Source organism: Burkholderia sp. MSh2, from assembly GCF_000731655.1.
Lineage (GTDB): Bacteria > Pseudomonadota > Gammaproteobacteria > Burkholderiales > Burkholderiaceae > Burkholderia > Burkholderia paludis.
In genome coordinates this window covers 14,471-33,657 of the sequence record NZ_JPGM01000025.1, presented here as the reverse complement: position 1 = coordinate 33,657, position 19,187 = coordinate 14,471, and the positions used below count along the sequence as shown (strand labels likewise).

The window sequence follows — 19,187 nt, the reverse complement described above, 5'->3', positions numbered from 1 at the left end:
TTTCATGAAACGTTTCGCCTTTTCTTCTCGCGCCATCCAGATGTCCGTGGTGGCGCTGGCGCTGGGCGCGCTCGCCGGCTGCGATACGCTGAACGACTATCTGGCCCCTGACCGGGTCAACTACAAGAACACCGGTTCGGCGCCGCCGCTCGCGGTGCCGAGCGACCTGAAGCCGGTGCCGACCACCCAGCAGTTCGTCGCGCCGCCGACCAATGCGGGGCTCGGCACGCTGCCGCCGCGGGTCGCGACGCAGGCCGGCAACGCGACCGACGGCATGCCGAGCGCGCAGGATCCGCTCGGGATGCACATCGAGCGCGACGGCGACCACCGCTGGCTCGTCGTCGACGGTCGCACGCCCGAGCAGCTGTGGCCGATCCTGAAGGAGTTCTGGCAGGAGAACGGCTTCTCGCTGAAGACCGACGCGCCGTCGACGGGCATCATGGCCACCGACTGGGCCGAAAACCGCGCGAACATTCCCGACGACTGGTTCCGCCGCACGATCGGCAAGGTCATCGATTTCGCCTACTCGTCCGGCACGCGCGACCGCTTCCGCACGCTCGTGAACCGCACGCCGGACGGCAATACCGACATCTCGATCACGCACAGCGCGATGGAGGAAATGATGGTCGGCCCGCAGGGCGGCACGTCGTCGCGCTGGGAGGAGCGTCCGCGCAACCCGGTGCTCGAAGCCGTGTTCCTGTCGAAGCTGATGCAGAAGTTCGGCCTGACCGATGCGCAGGCGAAGCAACTGCTGACCGATGCGCGCCCGGCGACGGCGCCGGCGCAGGTCAGCGACGCGAGCAACGGCGCGGCGACGCTGCAACTGGCCGAGTCGTTCGACCGCGCGTGGCTGCGCGTCGGTCTGGCGCTCGACCGGACCAACTTCACGGTCGACAATCGCGACCGCGAGAAGGGCGTGTACACCGTCCGCTACGCGAATACGATGGAAGAGCTCAAGCGTGACGGCCTGTTCGGCAAGCTGTTCTACGGCGGCCCGTCGGCCGCGAAGCCGGGCAAGGAATACCTCGTCAACGTGCGCGCGCAAGGCAACGGCGGCACGCAGGTCGCGGTGGTCGGTGCAGACGGCCAGGTCGACAACTCGTCGGACGCGCAGCGGCTCATCGCGCTGCTCCACGCGCAACTGAACTGAGCGCGTGCGCTTCGCCAGCCTCGGAAGCGGCAGCGAAGGCAACGCGCTGGTCGTCGAGGCCTCGAGCGGCACGACGACCACCCGCGTGCTGCTCGACTGCGGCTTTTCCGCCAAGGAGGTCGAGCGCCGGCTCGGCCGATTGAATCTCGGCACCGACGATCTCGATGCGATCCTCATCACCCATGAGCACAGCGACCATGTCGGCAGTGCGCTGACGCTTGCGCGTCGCGCGTCGCTGCCGCTCTACATGAGCTGGGGCACGGCGCGCGCAGTCGGCGCGGACGAAGCCGACGTCGACCTGCACGTGCTGTGGGGCGACGAGACGGCCGCGATACGCGATCTGGCCGTGATGCCCTATACGGTCCCGCACGACGCGCGCGAACCGCTCCAGTTCGTCTTCATGGATGGCTGTCGCAAGCTCGGCGTGCTGACGGACGTCGGGATGGCCACGCCGCATATCACGGCCGTCCTGAGCGGCTGTGACGCGCTCGTGCTCGAATCCAACCACGACACCGCGATGCTGGCTGCGAGCCGCTATCCGCAGTCGCTGAAGGCGCGCATCGGCGGCAACCACGGCCACCTGAGCAACGCGGCGGCGGCGGACATCCTGGCGTCGCTCGAGCGTAGTCGCCTCCAGCATCTGGTGGCGGCACACCTGAGTCAGCAGAACAACCTGCCGGAGCTGGTTCGCCAGGCGTTCGGCGGCGTACTGGGGACGGATGGGGAAGAGGTGATCGTGGCCACGCAGGACGCGGGCTTCGACTGGCTGATGCTCGGCTGAGCGGGGCGGGGCCGCTGCGGCGGCCCGGTGCCACTGCCGGCCCGTCGGTACGAAACGGCAGACGCAAAAAAACCGGCCCTCGGGCCGGTTTTTTTTCAGCTGACGCTGAGGCTTACTGGCTTGCGCCCGAAGCCGGAGCAGCCGTCGCTGCCGAAGCAGCCGACGCCACTGCAGCAGCAGCATCGCTCGCAGCAGCCGTTGCCGACGAAGCAGCAGCAGCTGCGTCGCTCGCAGCACCAGCAACTGCCGAAGCAGCCGACGAAGCAGCAGCAGCTGCGTCGCTTGCAGCCGACGAAGCAGCTTGATCAGCGCTCTTGTTGCAAGCAGCCAGTGCAACAGCAGCCAACAGGGAAGCTACGAGGAGGGATTTCTTCATGATCACGTCCTTTTATGGTTAAAGGTAAGCAACAGCGCGAAACAATACCGGTAATGTGCTCCAACACCGACCTGGGCCGCTGGTGGAGATGCACTTCTAGAGCGTGAATCTTCCCTACGGCTTGGGCGGAAATTATATGCACTTTCCTATCGACCGTCGACAAATGCGGGGTCAATACGTTGTCTTTCCCATACAGAATTTGATCCGTACGGGCATACGGGGCGACTCACACTAATCCCGGTTACCGACCCGTATCCAGCCCGCACGATACCACTCGTGCAACAAAGCTGTCATCGAGGGAGCCCGGGATAGTGTTACAAACCGTTTCGCCTCCATATGGCGTTGATTGGCCAGTTCGGGCAGCCATTCTTCGGCTTGCTCGAGCGGTCCCTCCTCGCCATTAATGAAGTACGAGCGCGCGTTATACATCAATGCGGCCTTTCTGTCGAGAGATACACCACGTCGTGACGCCTGTGTGACGAAGGCCGCCTCGGACAGCGGACGCGCGGGCGGGTCGAACACGACGTTCGGCTTGGGCTCGCTCAGGTAGCAGCCGAGGAATTCGGCGACGTCGCGCTTGCGCCAGCGGATGGCGTCGACGATCTCGGCGACGCGTTCGACCATGGCCGGAGGCAACTGCGCGGGCGTATCGACGGCCGGCTGCTTCGGATCGCGGTAGAGATCGTCGCCGCACCCGTCGCGCAGGCCGCCGCGCTCCGCGAGATAGTACAGGAACTGGGCGCCGAGTTCACCGGCGGACGGAGCCCGGAAGCCGATCGAGCAGGTCATGCACTCGCCTTCGGCGACGCCGTCGTGCGCGATGTGCGGCGGCAGGTACAGCATGTCGCCCGGCTCCAGCACCCATTCGTCGCTCGGCTCGAAGTTCTCGAGGATCTTCAGCGGCACGTCCGGCTGCAGCGACAGGTCCTTCTGCGCGCCGACGCGCCAGCGGCGCCGGCCTTCGACCTGCAGCAGGAATACGTCATACGAGTCGAAGTGCGGGCCGACGCCGCCGCCGTCCGTTGCATACGAGATCATCAGGTCGTCGAGGCGCGCGTCGGGGATGAAGCGGAAGCGGTCGAGCAGCGCCCGTGCCGCGTCGACGTGCAGGTCGAGCCCCTGTACCAGCAGGGTCCAGGCCTTGCGTGTGACGGCGGGCAGCGAGCCGGGCTCGAACGGGCCGTGCGCGAGTTGCCACTTGTTACGAAAATGGGTGATCAGCCGCGATTCCGCGTCATAGTCCGCTGCGAGTTCGAACAGCGCGTCGCGCGAGACCGGCGACGCGACGCCGGGAATCGCCTGACGGATCAGCAGCGGCTTTTTCTGCCAGTAGCCGCGCATGAATTGCGCCGGCGTAAGACCGCCGAGCAGCGGTGTGGGAAGATCGGGTGGCGGCGCGCCGAGCGCGGCGGCGGCGGCATCCCGCGGTTCGGCTTGAGACCGGTTGCGCATCGTATAATGAGACTTGTATTTGGGAGAATTGGATGAAAATCGCAAAAAACACCGTCGTGTCGGTCACTTACAAGCTGTCGGATGCACAGGGCAATCTGATCGAGGAAAGCGACGAGCCGATGGTCTATCTGCACGGCGGCTATGATGGCACGTTCCCCAAGATCGAGGAACAGCTCGACGGCCATGAGCCGGGCTACCAGGCGCAGGTTCAGCTCGAGCCGCAGGACGCGTTCGGCGACTACGATCCCGAACTCGTGAAGATCGAGCCGCGCGATCGTTTTCCCGAGCCGCTCGAAGTGGGCATGCAATTCGAAGGCACGCCGGAAGACGGCGACGAGGAAGTCGATTCGCTGATCTACACGGTCACCGACATCGCCGAAGACAAGGTCGTGCTCGACGGCAACCACCCGCTGGCCGGCATGGCGCTGCGTTTCGCGCTCACCGTGAAGGACGTTCGCGAAGCCACCGAAGACGAAATCGAGCATGAGCACGCGCACGGCGCGGAAGGGCTCGAGATCGTCGACGAGGATGAAGACGAAGACGGCGAAGCACCGTCAGGGCGTACCCTGCACTGAGCTCGCGGGCAGGGCGGGCGCCGGCCCCGGAACGGGGGCCGGCCACGATGCGGCGCCCGGTGCGGCGCCGTCGCCCTGCAGTGGCGGCGCGACCGACGATGAGTCGGGCAGCGCCGGCAACGCGGGGATTTCCGGCATCTGCGGCAGCGGGACGTCGTCGTGCGGCACGAGCGGCAGCGCGGGCGGCACCGGCAGGTTCTTCGGTACATCCTGCAGGCTGACGTTGAAGATTGTCTGTCGTGCCGGCGACACGCTCACCTTGACCCACTGATTTGCCGGATGGCGCGGTCCGATCGCGACGCGTGTCACGTTTCCTACCAGTTCACCGTCGTCGTTACGCAACGGGCGATCGATCTGAAAGCCGTTCGCAAGCGCTTCGCCGCTTGCGTGCATCACCAGTATCGGGCCGCGGAACGTTGCCGCCGCCTTGACCAGCGTTCGTTTCAACTCACGGAAGCCGTCGCGTACGCGCGGCCGGTTGAAACGCAGCCACGCAAAGCGTTCCGCGCGTTCGTAGCGTTCGAATTGCGGATCGCCCTCGAAAATCACCACGATCGCGCGCGCCTCGCGGCGCTTCGCGTATTCGGCCGCGTGATCGATCCAGAAGCCGTTCGCGATGATGCGATCCTCAAATTCCCCGTTCCGGCCGCCGGCCGTCAGGTAGTGGTTGTTCGGCGCAGGCGCGTTGAGCGCGACATAGACGATATCGTCGCGCATCCAGCGGACGTTTTCGCGATACGGCCGGAACCGTGCGACTTCGCTCTCCCGCGTGATCTGCAGCGCGCCGGGATCGGGCAGCGCGGAATCGGCGAGCAGCGTCTGTCGCAGGAAGTCGAGCCGCTCGACCGGATCGTAGCCGCCGCCGGCCGTGGTGTTGCACGTCGCCCAGTCGTCGTGGCCGGGGATGAACACGAGCGGCACACGTGCCGCGTCCAGGATCGCGCCGCGCTGCGAATACAGCGCATCGCGGCACGCTTCCTTCGAGCCTTTGAGGTCGCCCGCATAGACGACGAACGCGAGGTTGCGCTCGCGCGCGATCGAATCGAGCAGCCGCTGGGCGGCCGGTTCGTCCGCGGGCACGTTCATCACGCCCGACACGACCGCGAACGAGTAGGGCGCGGCGGTGCGCTGCTTCGGCGGCGCGGCCCGTGCGTCGGCCTGCGCGAGCGCGAGCGCCGCCGCGACGAGCGCGGTAGCGGCGCGGGCCCGCAGGCCGCACGGGATGCGCTTACGCGTGCCCGTCGGCATCGTGCGAACGGACCAGCGTGCGCAGTTCGTACAGCAGGTCGAGCGCCTCTCGCGGCTTGAGGTCGTCGGGATCGATGTCGCGCAGTTTCTCGAGCGCCGGATGCGGCGTGTCGGCAGGCGCCGGCGCGTCCGCGCATTCGAGATCGTCGACGGCCGCCGGCGGCGCGCTGAACAGGTCGAGTTGCGGCGTGTGCTGCGTTGCCGACTGCTGTTCGAGATACGCGAGGTGCTTGCGTGCGGCGCGGATCACCGGCGCCGGAACGCCCGCGAGCTGCGCGACCTGCAGGCCGTAGCTCTGGTTCGCCGGGCCTTCGTTGACCGCGTGCAGGAACACGATGCCGTGGCCGTGCTCGACGGCCGACAGGTGGACGTTGGCCGCTTGCGGGAATTCGGCCGGCAGTTGCGTCAGCTCGAAGTAGTGCGTCGCGAACAGCGTGTAGCACGCGTTGTGCGCCAGCAGGTGGCGAGCGATGGCCCACGCGAGTGCGAGACCGTCGAACGTCGACGTGCCGCGGCCGATTTCGTCCATCAGCACCAGGCTTTGCGGCGTTGCGTCGTTGAGGATGGCCGCGGCCTCGGTCATCTCGACCATGAACGTCGAGCGGCCGCCCGCGAGATCGTCGGCCGCGCCGATCCGCGTGAAGATCCGGTCGATCGGGCCGAAACAGGCCGATTTGGCCGGCACGTAGCTGCCCACGTAAGCCATCAGTGCAATCAGCGCGGTCTGCCGCATGAACGTCGACTTACCGCCCATGTTTGGGCCGGTGATCAACAGCAGCTTGCGCTCGCTGCCGAACCGGCAGTCGTTCGCGATGAACTGTTCGACCTGCGCTTCGACGACCGGGTGGCGGCCTTGTTCGATCTCGATGCCGACCTCGTCGGTGAACGTCGGCGCGACCCAGTCGAGCGCGCGAGCGCGCTCGGCGAACGCGGCGAGCAGGTCGAGTTCGGCGAGGGCGGAGGCGACGCGCTGGCATTCGGAGATGAACGGCAGCAGCGCCTGCAATACCGCGTCGTACAGCGCCCGCTCGCGTGCCAGCGCGCGTTCCTGCGCGGACAGCGCCTTGTCCTCGAAGGTCTTCAGTTCCGGCGTGATGTAGCGTTCGGCATTCTTCAGCGTCTGGCGGCGGCGGTAATCGTCCGGCACTTTGTCGGTCTGGCCGCGCGTGACCTCGATGTAGAAGCCGTGCACCTTGTTGTATTCGACGCGCAGGTTCGCGATGCCGGTGCGCGTGCGTTCGCGCGCTTCGAGATCGATCAGGAACTGGCCGCAGTTTTCCGAGATGTCGCGCAGTTCGTCGAGCTCGGCATCGTAGCCGCGCGCGATCACGCCGCCGTCGCGCACCATTGCGGCCGGCTCGGGCGCGATCGCGTTCGTCAGCAGGTCGAGGCATTCGGCGGGCGGCGCGAGCGCCGCATCGACGCGCGTGAGCGCATCCGCGTTCGCAACGATCGCGCTGATGCGTTCGCGCAGCGCCGGCAGCGCGGCGAACGTATCGCGCAGGCTGGACAGGTCGCGCGGGCGTGCGGACAGCAGGGCGAGACGCCCGGTGATCCGCTCGACGTCGGCGATCTGGCGCAGTGCGCTGCGCAAGGCGTCGAGGCTCGCGTTGGCCGGCGCCTCGAGCAGCGCGCCGATCGCCTGCTGGCGCGATTGCGCCGCAACCGACGCGCGTGGCGGGTGATGCAGCCAGTGGCGCAGCAGGCGGCTGCCCATCGTCGTGCAACAGCTGTCGAGCAGCGAATACAGCGTCGGCGATTCGGTGCCGCGCAGGGTCTCGGTCAGTTCGAGGTTGCGGCGCGTCGCCGGATCGAGCCCGATGTATTCGGTTTCGTTCTCGACCTTCAGGCTGCGCACGTGCCGCAGCTGCTGGCCTTGCGTGGCGGCTGCGTAGAGCAGCAGCGCGCCGGCCGCGCCGCACGCGCTCGTCAGCGAATGCGCGCCGAAGCCGTCGAGGCTCGCGACGTCGAGCTGATCGCACAGGCGTTGCGTGCCCGACGCGATGTCGAAGTGCCAGGCCGGCACGCGCTTGTTTGCGCCCGCGCCCGCGGGCACGGAGTCGGTCGCGCCGTCCGGCGTCAGGATTTCGGCCGGGCGGATGCGTTCGAGTGCGGCAGCGAGCTGGTCGGGCGCGATTTCGGCGAGCCGCAAGGCGCCGCTGGCGAGGTTCAGCCACGCGAGGCCGATGTTGACCGCGACGCCGCGCTTGTTGTGGCCCGTGCACATCGCGAGCAGATAGACGTCGTTCTTGTCGGACAGCAGTGCGGCATCGGTCAGCGTGCCGGGCGTGACGACGCGCACGACCTTGCGCTCGACGGGGCCCTTCGACGTGGCCGGATCGCCGATCTGTTCGCAGAGCGCGACCGATTCGCCCATCTTCACGAGCTTCGCAAGATATTGTTCGACGGCGTGATGCGGCACGCCGGCCATCTTGATCGGCGTGCCGGCCGATGCGCCGCGTTGCGTGAGGGTCAGGTCGAGCAGTCGGGCGGCCTTTTCCGCGTCTTCGAAGAACAGCTCGTAGAAGTCGCCCATCCGGTAGAAAACGAGCGTGTCGGGGTGGTCGGCCTTGATGCGCAGGTACTGCTGCATCATCGGGGTGTGGCCGGCGAAGGCGTCGGGCGACAGCGTGGTCATAGGTCAGGCATGAAATTGTTGCTTTGGTTGCCCGAGTTTACCAGTGGCCCGCACAGGATCGGTCGAAGTTCGCCATCCGGCCAGTTGTCGGCGATGGCGAGGGGCAGCAACCGGCCAGAAGCGGTCAGTCGGCTTTGATATGAAAATCGTCGATAATGTTTCGTCGCAACGGTAGTGCACTCAGGAAAAATTTCACGACATGAACTCCGCCGATGTCATGCACGTTTTCGAGTTGCTTATCGCGCTAGCCGCGATCGGTCTGCTGGTCAGCGGCCTTATGCAGAGCAGAATCGCCGCCAAACTGCAGAGCCACTATCCGGGAGAAAGCGCGTTCCTTGGAAAGGACGGTAAATTCAACTACGCGCCGATTATCTGGCTGGTGAGCGGTGACTATAGATCACTGAACGACCCACAAATTGATAGCTGGGCGCGCGTAGCAAGGGTGGCACTGCTTGTTGGTACTTTAGCCTTATTGCTGTTTTTCGCGCTGCTCGCGTACGGACGATATCGCGCGCGCTTAATGTAGATGACCGCTTGTCGTCAAATTGACCGGCGGCTTCGGGTCGACAAGGGAAGTTCGCGTCGAGATCGGGCAGGCGGCTAATGGGCGCCGGCCGAACTTCCGGGTTCGACCAGGAGCTGCCGCTGGCAGGACGAAGAAACGGTCATATGAGTAGTGACTGTAAGCAGCCGAATTTCTCTGAGGGGATTCCTTCGATGAAAAGGTCAGGCCGCCGACATCTGCTACATGGCTTTCATTGAAAACCGATCATCATAGGGAAAGTGATCGACGCTATCCTTGGTAACGGTAACAAAACAGCGGTTCGCGAGGAGTTCCATGCGCTCCTTCGGCGACAGTCCTTCGTCGTTGCACGATTCTGCATGAAGTTCCAAAAGATCAACCGTGCCGTCGACATTAAAGTGGAAGGTGTCGCCCAAGTGGTAATCGCGCCTAAAAGAAGTTCGCCATGATGAGTTGTGCCCCCACCCATGGGCGAGGTCGTGGTGCGGTCGTGTCTTTCTGCGAAAAGCCCAATAAAGAGTAGAAGCGTCAGCGACCTCTGGGCGCATGACACTGGCGTTTGCAGATAGAGTGACGCCCGCCCGCATCAAGAGCAGAGGACCGAGCATTAGGCATGGCCAGTGATATTTGGCAATTTGAGGTGACTGAGCCGTCTCGGCAGAGCAAGATAGAGCGGCGATTTCGTGATGGAAAGGCGAATATCGATCGGGACGCACGACATCCAAGCCGATGTGTTCGGAGAAGCACACAAGCTCATCCTCCGAGATGGCGGGGCCCGGCCACTCAGTTCCATCGGCTCGTCCACTCTGGAAACAAAGCACTAGAAGCTCGAAAACGCGGCTAGCTGCGTAAAGTAACCAGCGTTCGTCTTCGGGTACATTCGGAATAGGCCTACCGCTTCTTAAGCGAATGGATCGGAGCCGTTCGATTTCGGCAGGATTCTTCTCTATCCAAGGAATCAGCACATCGACGAAAGCCGTCTGGCCCTGGTATGCGAGCAGCTCATCATGAAGGGCTCGAAATGACATATAGAAATACTCGCATCAAGAGGCTCGACACAATCAGGGCCGCGACAACTCAGAGAACATACCTGGGTCCCTGCTTTGCAAGACCGATACTGGACAAAGCTGTCAGCACGGTTGCTACAAACATTGTAGCCGGGGAGCCGCACGGCGCCATCGCATGAGCGTGGAGACGCTGAATGACCGCGTTTCGATCCCTTTCTGGAGGACCGCTTCGGGTCGGGAGCGGACGTCCCTGAAAATGGCTGGCGTAGGTATTGGCGTAGCTTTCTGATCAAAGCCACGTCAGATAGGGCGCAGTTACCGATGCATCATGGGAGTGACGGTAGCAGGTGCTGCTGCGGGTTGCATGCTCATGTGGCAGGGGAAAAGTTGCTTTGGTTGCCCGAGTTTACCAGTGGCCTCGGCGTTCACGCGCGAAGTTCGCCGTTTGGCCAGGTTCGGGTGATGGTGAGCGGCAGCCAAGCGCTTCCAAACTCTCGCGACGCTAGACAACGAACAAGCAATCACAAAATATCAGAGACGGACCTTTAGTACATACCTTCGCCCGGCTTGCACCAGGGCAAAGGTATTGACCGCATCGCAAACGTCACTCCGCGCGTATCGACGTTCGCATTCTGCGCGTGACTAAAATCTACGAAACGGTATTGATTTGGAGGTGGCAGATCTTCGCTGGCTCCCAGTCCAAACTGACGGCAGTGAGGCATCTCGACACGAATGAACCCGTACTCGCCGTCCGGGCCATTCATATGCCTAGATAGATCCTTTGATAACCCGATGAGAGTCGCAGCGTTCTGTCCCTGCGCTGTCGAAACGACCGACAAGCCTGTTAATGCAATCAGAATGAGTAGTGACTTCACAAGTTGCCCAGTTGGTTTTTCGCGACGACGCATGATTGTGACACGTTCGATGCAATGCCCTTTTCGGTTAACGACAGATTCTGAAAAGGGTGGGCGTAGGTCTTGGCGTAGCTTTGCGGGCTGATCCTTGTCAGGCAAGGCGCAGGTACTGCTGCATCATTAGGGGGGCGGTTGCCAGAGTTTACCAGTGGCGTGAAAGGGGTCTGCTCGAAGCTCAGATGTGAGCTGAAACCCATTGCGATACGCACCTGCGCCCGGCCACATCGGGCAATCGGCCCTCAGGCGCCCCCCCGCCCGCGGCGACCCGTGCCGTCTGCACGACATTCGAATATCGCTTCCAACCAGCGGACTCAACCCGCCGGCCACGCCGGTCGTTTCATCGCCGAAGCATTTTTCCTGATGCATGAAACCGCGGGTCTTCCTTCTGCCCGGCCCGGATATCCGATCTGAATTTCGTGCCAGATCGAAAATATGAAAGGTCGGGCTAAAGAATCCATATTGTCTGACGATAAAACGGGCAGAGCATATTGCCGTACCAGCGCATCCGCACAACAAGCAAGTAACAAGAACGCATTGGAAAGCCATGCCTACCTTATCTTCCCTGAACGCCGCCACGACCGTCGGACTGGTTCCGCTCGTGGATTCCGTAAGTCCTGTCCCCTCCGTATCGCCGAATGCACCTGGTGGTCAGAGTGCGTTGTTGTCTTCGCCATCGACGGTTGTCACGATTCCTTCCTCCTTCGGCGCCGTGGCACTCGAAACCTATACGCCGCAGGGGGTGCTCGCCGGCGCCGCGCCTGCGATCACCACGGCCAACGACAGTCGCGACGCCGTGACGCTCCAGATGCTGGGCAGCTACACCAACGCACAGACGATGACGGGGCAGTTCTCCGGCGTCGGCAGTGCGTTGCTCGATCGTTTCAAGACGACGGGCAGTGATTTTTCGCAGTCGGTCAGCACGACCGGCGGCATTGCGTTGCCGACGCTGCAAGGGCCCGAAGGGAAGGTCCACCTCGCGATCAAGACGCAAAGCGGCGTGACGGTCGACATCGAGATCGACAGCGAGGGCGGCAGCCTGTCGGCCAGCATCCAGAGTAGCGGCAAACTCAGCGACAGCGAGCGCAGCGCCGTGGCACAGCTCGCCACCGGTTTCCAGCGGGCCATCGACGGCTTGGGCACGGTGCCGCCAAAACTCGACCTGAGCGGCCTGACGCAATTCGACACGTCGGCGCTCGCCTCCGTGAACTTCCAGTACAACGTCACCAACGACGGCAATGCGAACGTGTCGGCCAGTTATTCGCAAGATCGCGCGTCTCGAAGCCTCAGTCTCAAGAGTGCGGAGGGTGCAATCGACGTCAGCGTCGATACGAGCAATCCGGCGCTCTGGGGGACGAGTGCGCAGCGGGCCGCGTCCGTCGCCAGCTATCTGCAGCAGTTCGATCAGGCGAATTCGCGTGGACATGGCAATGCGGCGCTCATGTCGATGTTTGAAGACGGTTTCGCGCAAATGAACCAGGACTACGGGACGCCGTCGGCACAAGTGTTGCCGGGTACCGCCTACGCTCCGACGCTGCAGCAGGCGAGCCAGGCGATGTTGACGGGACTCGGCGATTTCAGCGCGTCGATCACGGACGCGACGACTTCTCCCAATCCGTTGCGCCCCGGTGAGGTCAACTCGTTTTCCTATCAGGTATCGCAAAGCACGAAACTCTCCGGCTCGCAAAATGACGGGCAGATCACCCAGCGCCAGCAGTCTCATCTGAGCGCGAGCTACCATCAGGCGCTGTCGGGCGCCGGCGAACCGGCATTGACGTCGTCGCGCGCGTCGCAGAACTATCGCTACGTACAGATCGACGACAGCGCCAGCAGCACGGTCCAGATCGCCACGGAACGCGGTGCGCTGCTGAATGCGTCGTTGAGTCAGTCATCCGACCGGAAGACGCGCGAGTCGACGTACGAGGCGGGCAAACTGATTTCGGATGTGACCACGCCGGAAGAAACGTCGCGGTCGTCGAACCTGCTGGCGTTGCTCCAGCCGCTGATCGACAGCGGCGACGCCACGCACAATAGCGCCGAATGGCAGCAGGCGCTTACGCAAGTCCACTCGATGATTCAGCTGAGCGCGTAATCCCGGCCAGGCAGCCTGGAGCACGCATAACCGGAAAGAACCGGGATCCGTTCCATGGTCCCCCGGTGTTCCGGGCCGCCTTCGGAGGCACATGCCTGAGCGACGAGCGGCCCGGTCGATTCAAAAGGGACCGGGCGCACGGATCGGCGCAGCCTTTTGTCCTATCCCTTTTGTTTCGACATCAGGCCGGGTATTCCTGCATCGCCTGCATGACGTTGACGCGTGCGGTCGAAGGTTGCGGGCACACGCGATACGGAAGCGTTTCCCGGGCCTCCGTCCACTGAATTCGGTTCTCGCATGATCTGGCCGGGCGCACACGGCACGTCATCCTTGCGGCCAAGCAAACCTGCGAGCCCACCCTCCGACACCGCAAAAGCAAGGCCGGCCAAGGTCGTCGACCGAAGCCTGCATGCGATCGAAGCGGGCGTTCACGCGTCGTTGTTGTCGCGTCCCCGGCAACGCGCATGCTCTCGTGCAAACCCCCTGACGTTTCAGCGTTGAAACATCGCGCATGGCCGGATGCAAATTCCGGTTGGCCGCACCGGCGTGCTCCCGGGGTATGGGTTCCGCCTTATCCGGCAATGGGCGCGAAGCTCGTCCATCGACTGCGCCGCCTCTCGGTCCGACCGTCGGCCTGTTTGAGGAAAATCGCCGCCCGTGGCGGTCGGCCGTCTGCGTGCTCGGTCCGTGCGGAAAACACGTTTCAGACATGAAACAAGTCAGGTCCGCGAACGACTTCATGTATCCCGGATACCCGGCCGTTCCTTGAGAGGCGCACATTGGCACGAATCTGGCATCGTGCCGTTCGGCCAGTCGTAATCGGATAGCGTGAATGCAGTCAACGAATCCACGCACCATCTTCAAACGTCGAACGGGGACCGTCATGCGGGGAAAAAGGCAGCGAGGTGTCGCGGCGGTCGAGTTTTCGTTATTGCTCCCGGTCCTGTTGCTGATACTCCTGGGTATCGCACAGTTCTCCTGGCTGATTTCCAATTTCATCATCGTGACGCAGGCCGCATCGGTCGGCGCGCATCAGTTCGCGTCCGAGCGCGGCTTCTCTACGCCGTATTCGGACACGGTTTCCATCGTCACCAATGCGCTCGGCCCGCTCCGCACCGGATTCAGCATTTCGACGTCCGTGAACGGCGTGGCTTGTACGTCCGATTCCGCTTGTCAGGCCGCGCTGGGAACGATGTCCAATGCGCCGGCGGCCGGTTCGACGGCGACAGTGACCCTTGGCCATGCATTCAGTCCGTTGTATGCCGGCGCCTGGGGCGCATTGGCCAGCATCATGCCCAAAAACATCACGTCGACGATGACGGAAGTCATTCAGTAATTTCGCGGGGGAGCGGAGGCTATGAAATCGCAACGGGGATCTGCTGCCATTGAAATGGCGGTGATGTTGCCGGTCATCCTGCTGATTCTGCTGGGCATCGCGCAGTTCGGCTGGCTGCTCGTCAACTTCATCGCGGTGAGCAATGCCGCTTCATCTGCCGCGCGGACGTTCGCGGCGCAGAGAGGCACGACCACGCCATATACGACGACGTTGTCGCAAGCCGTGGCAGCCGCGTCGTTTCTCAACCCGAGCGGCATCACGATTTCCACGACCGTCAATGGCGTTGCATGTACGAACGATGCGGGGTGCGCAACTGACCTCGCGCCGGCGTCGAGCGCTGCGGTCGACGTGCCCGTCAAGGTCAGCGTGATCTACTCCGGTTTCCATCCTGTCGTCCCCGGAAACTATCTCAACCTGAACACCATGATGCCGTCGCTGGTGGCCGCGACCGTTACCGCGCGCGTGCAATGACGACCGATCAGAAGAAGTAAAAAGGGGGAGCGGTGAATACTTCAAAACCACGTGGCAGGGCTATCCGCCATCAACGCGGCGCAGTCGCGATCATCGTCGCGGCATCGTTGGTCGCGCTGCTGGGATTCGCCGCGATTTGCGTCGATGTCGGCTATCTGGCCTACACGCAACGGCGCTTGCAGGCGGCCACCGACGCGGCGGCACTCGCAGGCGCGACGGACCTCTGGAGCCAGTCGTGGAGTACGGCGTACAACGACGCGGTTGCCTACTCGGCAGGCCAGGCCAACCCGCTTCCGGGCGGCGCGACCGTCAGCTCGACGTCCGTGACCGGACTGACCCTGACGAGCATTCAGCTACCGTACAAACAGGCCGTGTCCGGCTATAACGGCATTCAGGTGACGCAGACGGCGAGCGTTTCCACGTTCTTTGCGAACATCTTCGGAATCAAGGCGACGACCGTTTCCGCGACGTCGACTGCGGTAGCCGGCGGCGCAGGCGGACCCGCGCAGTACAACGTGATGATCATCCTCGACACGACCGCGTCGATGAACACCGACGACAGCAATTGCAAGAACTCGAGCGGCGTGGTGCAAACGCGTCTCGCATGCGCAAAGGCGGCTGCGTTGCAGCTTCTCACGACGTTGACGAATGCCGGCGACAACGTGGGATTGATGGCGTTCCCGCCGATGTCCTCCAACTACGCGTTCTCGTGTGGTAGCACCGCGCCCGGCATTGCGGGAAGCTATTCGGCGGCGGCAAGTGCCGGTTACCAGTACAGCAAGCTGGGAACGGGATTCCTGGGTAGCAGCGGCAGTGCCAATACGAGTTCCGGGCTGGTCCAGGCGCTCGGCGGCGGTTCATGCAGCGGACTCGCTGCCCCCGGTGGCCTGGGAACCTACTATGCCCAGGCGATCGTCGCTGCGCAGCAGTCGTTGCAGTCGTTGTCCTCGACCCAGTCCCCGCCCGGTCAGAACGTGATCATCCTGTTGAGCGACGGCGACGCATCGTCGAGCCAGACCCAACTCGGGGCGACATACAAGTCGAACTACGGAACGGAATGCCAGACGGCGATCAACACGGCGGCCACGGCGAAAGCAGCGGGGACGCTGATATACACGGTGGCCTATATCGGTGGCGGGAGTGCGTCGTCCACCTGCAGCGATGGCAGCGACCCCTTGTCGCCGTGCAATACGATGCAATCGATCGCTACCGGTCCCGCCTATTTTTATTCGGACACCTGCAGCAATTCGAATGGCGGCGTGGCCAGTCTGAATTCGATCTTCAGTACGATTTCCTACAGCCTGACGAAGCCGCGTCTAGTCCCCGCATCCGTGACGTCGTGATACGCGGGAATAGAGGAGTGACTGGAATATTCTTGCCGCTCGTTGGGGCGTGTCCGCGTCTTCGATATTGACGGCCCGGCGCATCGGCATGACACCCGGAAACGAGAGCCGTGCTGGCGGCGGATCGGTATGCGGTTGCCCTGACGCTGGCGCGGAATCCCGTCGGGGCGGAGCGGGTTCCGGCGCGGCCTGACGATCGAAGGACACTGGGATTGCCGCATCGTCGAAGGCCAGCGGAGATCCCGTCCGGCCCGGTCTGTGTCAGGCATGCGAGAGCCGGTTTCGCCCGGCGCGCGAACCTTCGCGCGCCGGGCCTGCGTTTCGTCAGGACGCGTGCGCCGACGTCATGCTGAGCGCCACCGCCTGCGCGACTTCGATGCCGTCGATGGCTGCCGAATAGATCCCGCCCGCATACCCCGCGCCTTCGCCGGCCGGATACAGGCCTTCGACGTTCATGCTCTGGTAATCGTCCTTGCGCCGAATCCGGATGGGCGACGACGTACGCGTCTCCACGCCGGTGAGCACGGCGTCGTGCATCGCGAAGCCGGCGATCTTCTTGTCGATCTCGGGCAGCGCTTCACGAATGGCTTCGATCACGTAGTCGGGGAGCGCGGTGCTGAGATCGGTCGGATTCACGCCGGGCTTGTACGACGGCTCGACGGAACCCAGCGACGTCGACGGCCTGCCCGCGATGAAATCGCCGACCAGTTGCCCCGGCGCGCGGTAATCGCCGCCGCCGAGTTCGAAGGCGCGCTCTTCCCATTTGCGCTGGAACGCGATGCCCGCCAGCGGACCGCCGGGGTAATCGTCCGGCGTGATGCCGACGACGATGCCGGCATTCGCGTTGCGCTCGGCGCGGGAATACTGGCTCATGCCGTTGGTGACCACGCGGCCGGGCTCCGACGTCGCCGCGACCACCGTGCCGCCCGGACACATGCAGAAGCTGTAGACGGCGCGCCCGTTGCTGGAGTGGTGGACCACCTTGTAGTCGGCGGCGCCGAGTTGCTTGTGGCCGGCGAACTTGCCGAAGCGGCTGCGATCGATCAGCCCCTGCGGATGCTCGATGCGGAAACCCAGCGAAAACGGCTTGGCCTCGATATAGACGCCGCGATCGTGCAGCATCTGGAACGTGTCGCGTGCGCTGTGGCCCACGGCCAGCACCACGTGGTCGCACTGGAGCGTTTCGCCGTTCGACAGCTTGAGCGCGCGCACCTTGCCCTGGTCGATCTCGATGTCGTCGACCCGGGTTTCGAAGCGTACTTCGCCACCGAGTTCGTGGATGGAGGCGCGCATCTTCTCCACCATGCTGACGAGGCGGAACGTGCCGATGTGCGGCCGGCTCAGGTACAGGATGTCCTCCGGCGCGCCTGCCTTGACGAATTCGTCCAGCACCTTGCGGCCGTAGTGATGGGGGTCCTTGATCTGGCTGTACAGCTTGCCGTCGGAAAACGTGCCCGCGCCGCCTTCGCCGAACTGCACGTTGGATTCGGGGTTGAGCACGCTCTTGCGCCACAGGCCGAACGTGTCCTTGGTGCGTTCGCGCACGGCCTTGCCGCGTTCCAGGATGATGGGGCGGAATCCCATCTGCGCGAGGATCAGCCCTGCAAACAGGCCGCACGGCCCCATGCCGATGACGACCGGGCGCAGCGCGGTGCCGTGTTCGGGCGCCTTCGCGACAAAGTGGTACGCCATGTCGGGCGTCACGCCGCAATGCGGCTTGCCCGCGAGGCGCGCGAGCGCGGCGGCTTCGTCCTGGACCTCGATGTCGACGATATACGTGAGCTTGATGTCGGCGCGCTTGCGCGCATCGTGTGCCCGGCGGAACACGGTGTAACGTAGCAGCCCGTCCGCGGCCACGCCGTGCTCCGCGAGGCGCGCGCGAATCGCGGCTTCGAGCGCGCTTTCGGGGTGGTCGAGGGGGAGTTTGATTTCGCTTAGCCGTAACATGGGGACTCGGATGCGATTGCCACGGCGTCGTGGCTATGTTGATACAGGCGAGGGCCGGCATGCCGGCGGCGCTGTGCGCCGCGCACGCATGCCGGACGCGAGCCGTTCGTCGTCGTTGCAGGGATTGCGGTACGCGCGGCAGTCCGCCGACCGGCCCGAACGATTCAGGCAACTTTCAGGATACGCGCACGTCGCGCCCCTTGTGCAGGGGCTTTTCGGCCGCCCGGGTGTCCGGGCGGCGTGCGGCGCGCCATCGTGGGGCGATGCCCGCAAGCGGTGTGCGCGAAAGGCCGCGCCATGCGGCGCGGCCGGGGCTTACTCCGCTGCCGGATGCACGTGGCTGTAGCGGTTCAGGATCGGGATCATCTGCGCGTAGATCTTCGGGTTCGCGGCAACGATCTCGTGGCGGTGCAGGAAATCGGCATCGCCCGTGTAATTGCCGACGAGGCCGCCGGCTTCGGTGATCAACAGGCTGCCTGCCGCCATGTCCCACACGTTGATGCCTTGTTCGAAGAACGCGTCGAGGCGGCCGGCCGCGACGTTGGCCAGGTCGAGCGCTGCCGCACCCGGGCGGCGCAGGCCCGTGCAGGCTTGCGTCATTTCGGTGAAGAGGCGCGCGTAGGCGTCGAGGCCGTCCTTCTCGCGGAACGGGAAGCCCGTGCCGACCAGCGCGTCCGACAGGCGGTCGCGGCGGCCGACGCGGATGCGGCGGTCGTTCAGGTACGCACCGCGGCCGCGCGTGGCCGTGAACAGGTCGTTCTTGTTCGGGTCGTAGATGACGGCCTGCGTGACGACGCCCTTGTGCTCGAGCGCGATCGACACGCAGTAGTACGGGAAGCCGTGGATGAAGTTGGTCGTGCCGTCGAGCGGATCGATGATCCACTTGAATTCGGATTCGTTGTCGGATTCGCCCGATTCTTCCGCGAGGATCGCGTGATCGGGATAGGCAGTCTTCAGCGTCTCGATGATCGCGTCTTCCGCGGCCTTGTCCACTTCGGTGACGAAGTCGTTCTGCTGCTTCTTGCGGATCTCGATCAGGTCGAGATCGAGGGACGCGCGATTGATGATCTGTCCGGCGCGGCGCGCAGCCTTGACAGCAATATTGAGCATGGGATGCATGAGCCTGGATCCTGTAGCCGGCGGCACGGGCCGCCACGAGTGGAACAACCGCCCGGCACGGCGCAAGCGTGGCAGGCGAGGTGAGACGCGAATTGACAAAGAACGGGGTACGACCCGCGCCGCACGGAGTGCGACGCGTAAAGGCATGATTTTACCCGATTTTTGGCGGTTTCAGGCGACCGGGGTACGGGGAAACCCCCACTGTCCGTCCGGACGAG

The 19,187-nt window shown here is 64.0% G+C and carries 16 protein-coding genes; 8 read left to right on the top strand and 8 right to left on the bottom strand.

Translation table 11 applies throughout. The features are described from left to right. The first annotated feature begins 4 nt into the window (after nucleotides 1-4). Together bamC and GQ57_RS16715 are read left to right on the top strand one after the other, a co-directional pair. The gene (gene bamC / locus GQ57_RS16720) at nucleotides 5-1,150 is read left to right on the top strand and encodes an outer membrane protein assembly factor BamC (protein ID WP_031399442.1); all 1,146 of its coding nucleotides are present in this window, start codon (nucleotides 5-7) and stop codon (nucleotides 1,148-1,150) included. Nucleotides 1,151-1,154: 4 nt separating this feature from the next. After that, nucleotides 1,155-1,931 carry an MBL fold metallo-hydrolase gene (locus GQ57_RS16715; RefSeq protein ID WP_034198460.1) on the top strand — a complete coding sequence of 259 codons (777 nt, stop codon included), beginning with the start codon at nucleotides 1,155-1,157 and terminating at the stop codon, nucleotides 1,929-1,931. Nucleotides 1,932-2,043: 112 nt separating this feature from the next. On the opposite strand, the gene GQ57_RS41770 is transcribed toward GQ57_RS16715, so the two are convergent. From GQ57_RS41770 to GQ57_RS16705, 3 genes are read right to left on the bottom strand one after another with little or no spacing between them, the layout of a single operon-like run. Next, on the bottom strand, nucleotides 2,044-2,307 hold the full coding sequence (locus GQ57_RS41770; protein ID WP_034198493.1) for a hypothetical protein: 264 nt from the start codon (nucleotides 2,305-2,307) through the stop codon (nucleotides 2,044-2,046). Then, on the bottom strand, nucleotides 2,237-2,482 hold the full coding sequence (locus GQ57_RS44265; protein WP_075122947.1) for a hypothetical protein: 246 nt from the start codon (nucleotides 2,480-2,482) through the stop codon (nucleotides 2,237-2,239). Before GQ57_RS44265 ends, GQ57_RS41770 begins: the two co-directional genes overlap by 71 nt. 56 nt (nucleotides 2,483-2,538) lie before the next feature. After that, nucleotides 2,539-3,759 carry a cupin domain-containing protein gene (locus GQ57_RS16705; protein ID WP_034198459.1) on the bottom strand — a complete coding sequence of 407 codons (1,221 nt, stop codon included), beginning with the start codon at nucleotides 3,757-3,759 and terminating at the stop codon, nucleotides 2,539-2,541. Between the two features lie 32 nt (nucleotides 3,760-3,791). On the opposite strand from GQ57_RS16705, the gene GQ57_RS16700 reads away from it, so the two are divergent. Continuing rightward, nucleotides 3,792-4,334 (top strand): FKBP-type peptidyl-prolyl cis-trans isomerase, encoded by a 543-nt coding sequence (locus tag GQ57_RS16700; protein WP_031399439.1) that lies wholly within the window; start codon nucleotides 3,792-3,794, stop codon nucleotides 4,332-4,334. On the opposite strand, the gene GQ57_RS16695 is transcribed toward GQ57_RS16700, so the two are convergent. Then, the gene (locus GQ57_RS16695; RefSeq protein WP_174923220.1) at nucleotides 4,314-5,582 is read right to left on the bottom strand and encodes a hypothetical protein; all 1,269 of its coding nucleotides are present in this window, start codon (nucleotides 5,580-5,582) and stop codon (nucleotides 4,314-4,316) included. The genes GQ57_RS16700 and GQ57_RS16695 overlap by 21 nt on opposite strands. After that, a complete protein-coding gene (mutS, locus tag GQ57_RS16690) occupies nucleotides 5,563-8,220 on the bottom strand; it encodes a DNA mismatch repair protein MutS (protein ID WP_034198458.1) in 2,658 nt (885 codons plus the stop codon). Before mutS ends, GQ57_RS16695 begins: the two co-directional genes overlap by 20 nt. Before the next feature lie 199 nt (nucleotides 8,221-8,419). On the opposite strand from mutS, the gene GQ57_RS16685 reads away from it, so the two are divergent. Then, nucleotides 8,420-8,746 (top strand): hypothetical protein, encoded by a 327-nt coding sequence (locus GQ57_RS16685; protein ID WP_034198457.1) that lies wholly within the window; start codon nucleotides 8,420-8,422, stop codon nucleotides 8,744-8,746. A gap of 218 nt (nucleotides 8,747-8,964) precedes the next feature. On the opposite strand, the gene GQ57_RS41765 is transcribed toward GQ57_RS16685, so the two are convergent. Further along, complete coding sequence (locus GQ57_RS41765) at nucleotides 8,965-9,771, bottom strand: hypothetical protein (protein WP_152603278.1); 807 nt, start codon at nucleotides 9,769-9,771, stop codon at nucleotides 8,965-8,967. Between the two features lie 1,437 nt (nucleotides 9,772-11,208). Between GQ57_RS41765 and GQ57_RS16680 the strand changes: the two genes are divergently transcribed. The 4 genes from GQ57_RS16680 (at nucleotide 11,209) to GQ57_RS16665 (ending at nucleotide 15,903) form a co-directional block, all read left to right on the top strand. Further along, entirely contained in the window at nucleotides 11,209-12,753 is a 1,545-nt protein-coding gene (locus GQ57_RS16680; RefSeq protein WP_034198456.1) for a hypothetical protein, read from the top strand. An 832-nt stretch (nucleotides 12,754-13,585) separates the two neighbouring features. After that, the gene (locus GQ57_RS16675) at nucleotides 13,586-14,089 is read left to right on the top strand and encodes a TadE/TadG family type IV pilus assembly protein (protein WP_081894914.1); all 504 of its coding nucleotides are present in this window, start codon (nucleotides 13,586-13,588) and stop codon (nucleotides 14,087-14,089) included. 21 nt (nucleotides 14,090-14,110) lie between these two features. Then, entirely contained in the window at nucleotides 14,111-14,560 is a 450-nt protein-coding gene (locus GQ57_RS16670; RefSeq protein ID WP_081896681.1) for a TadE family protein, read from the top strand. Between the two features lie 32 nt (nucleotides 14,561-14,592). After that, nucleotides 14,593-15,903, top strand: a complete 1,311-nt coding sequence (locus GQ57_RS16665) for a vWA domain-containing protein (protein ID WP_075122945.1) — start codon at nucleotides 14,593-14,595, stop codon at nucleotides 15,901-15,903. 324 nt (nucleotides 15,904-16,227) lie between these two features. Here GQ57_RS16665 and GQ57_RS16660 read toward each other — a convergent pair whose 3' ends face one another. Both GQ57_RS16660 and GQ57_RS16655 read right to left on the bottom strand, forming a co-directional pair. Beyond that, entirely contained in the window at nucleotides 16,228-17,850 is a 1,623-nt protein-coding gene (locus GQ57_RS16660; RefSeq protein WP_031399430.1) for an NAD(P)/FAD-dependent oxidoreductase, read from the bottom strand. 315 nt (nucleotides 17,851-18,165) lie between these two features. After that, on the bottom strand, nucleotides 18,166-18,969 hold the full coding sequence (locus tag GQ57_RS16655) for an inositol monophosphatase family protein (protein ID WP_031399429.1): 804 nt from the start codon (nucleotides 18,967-18,969) through the stop codon (nucleotides 18,166-18,168). Nucleotides 18,970-19,187 lie beyond the last annotated feature (218 nt).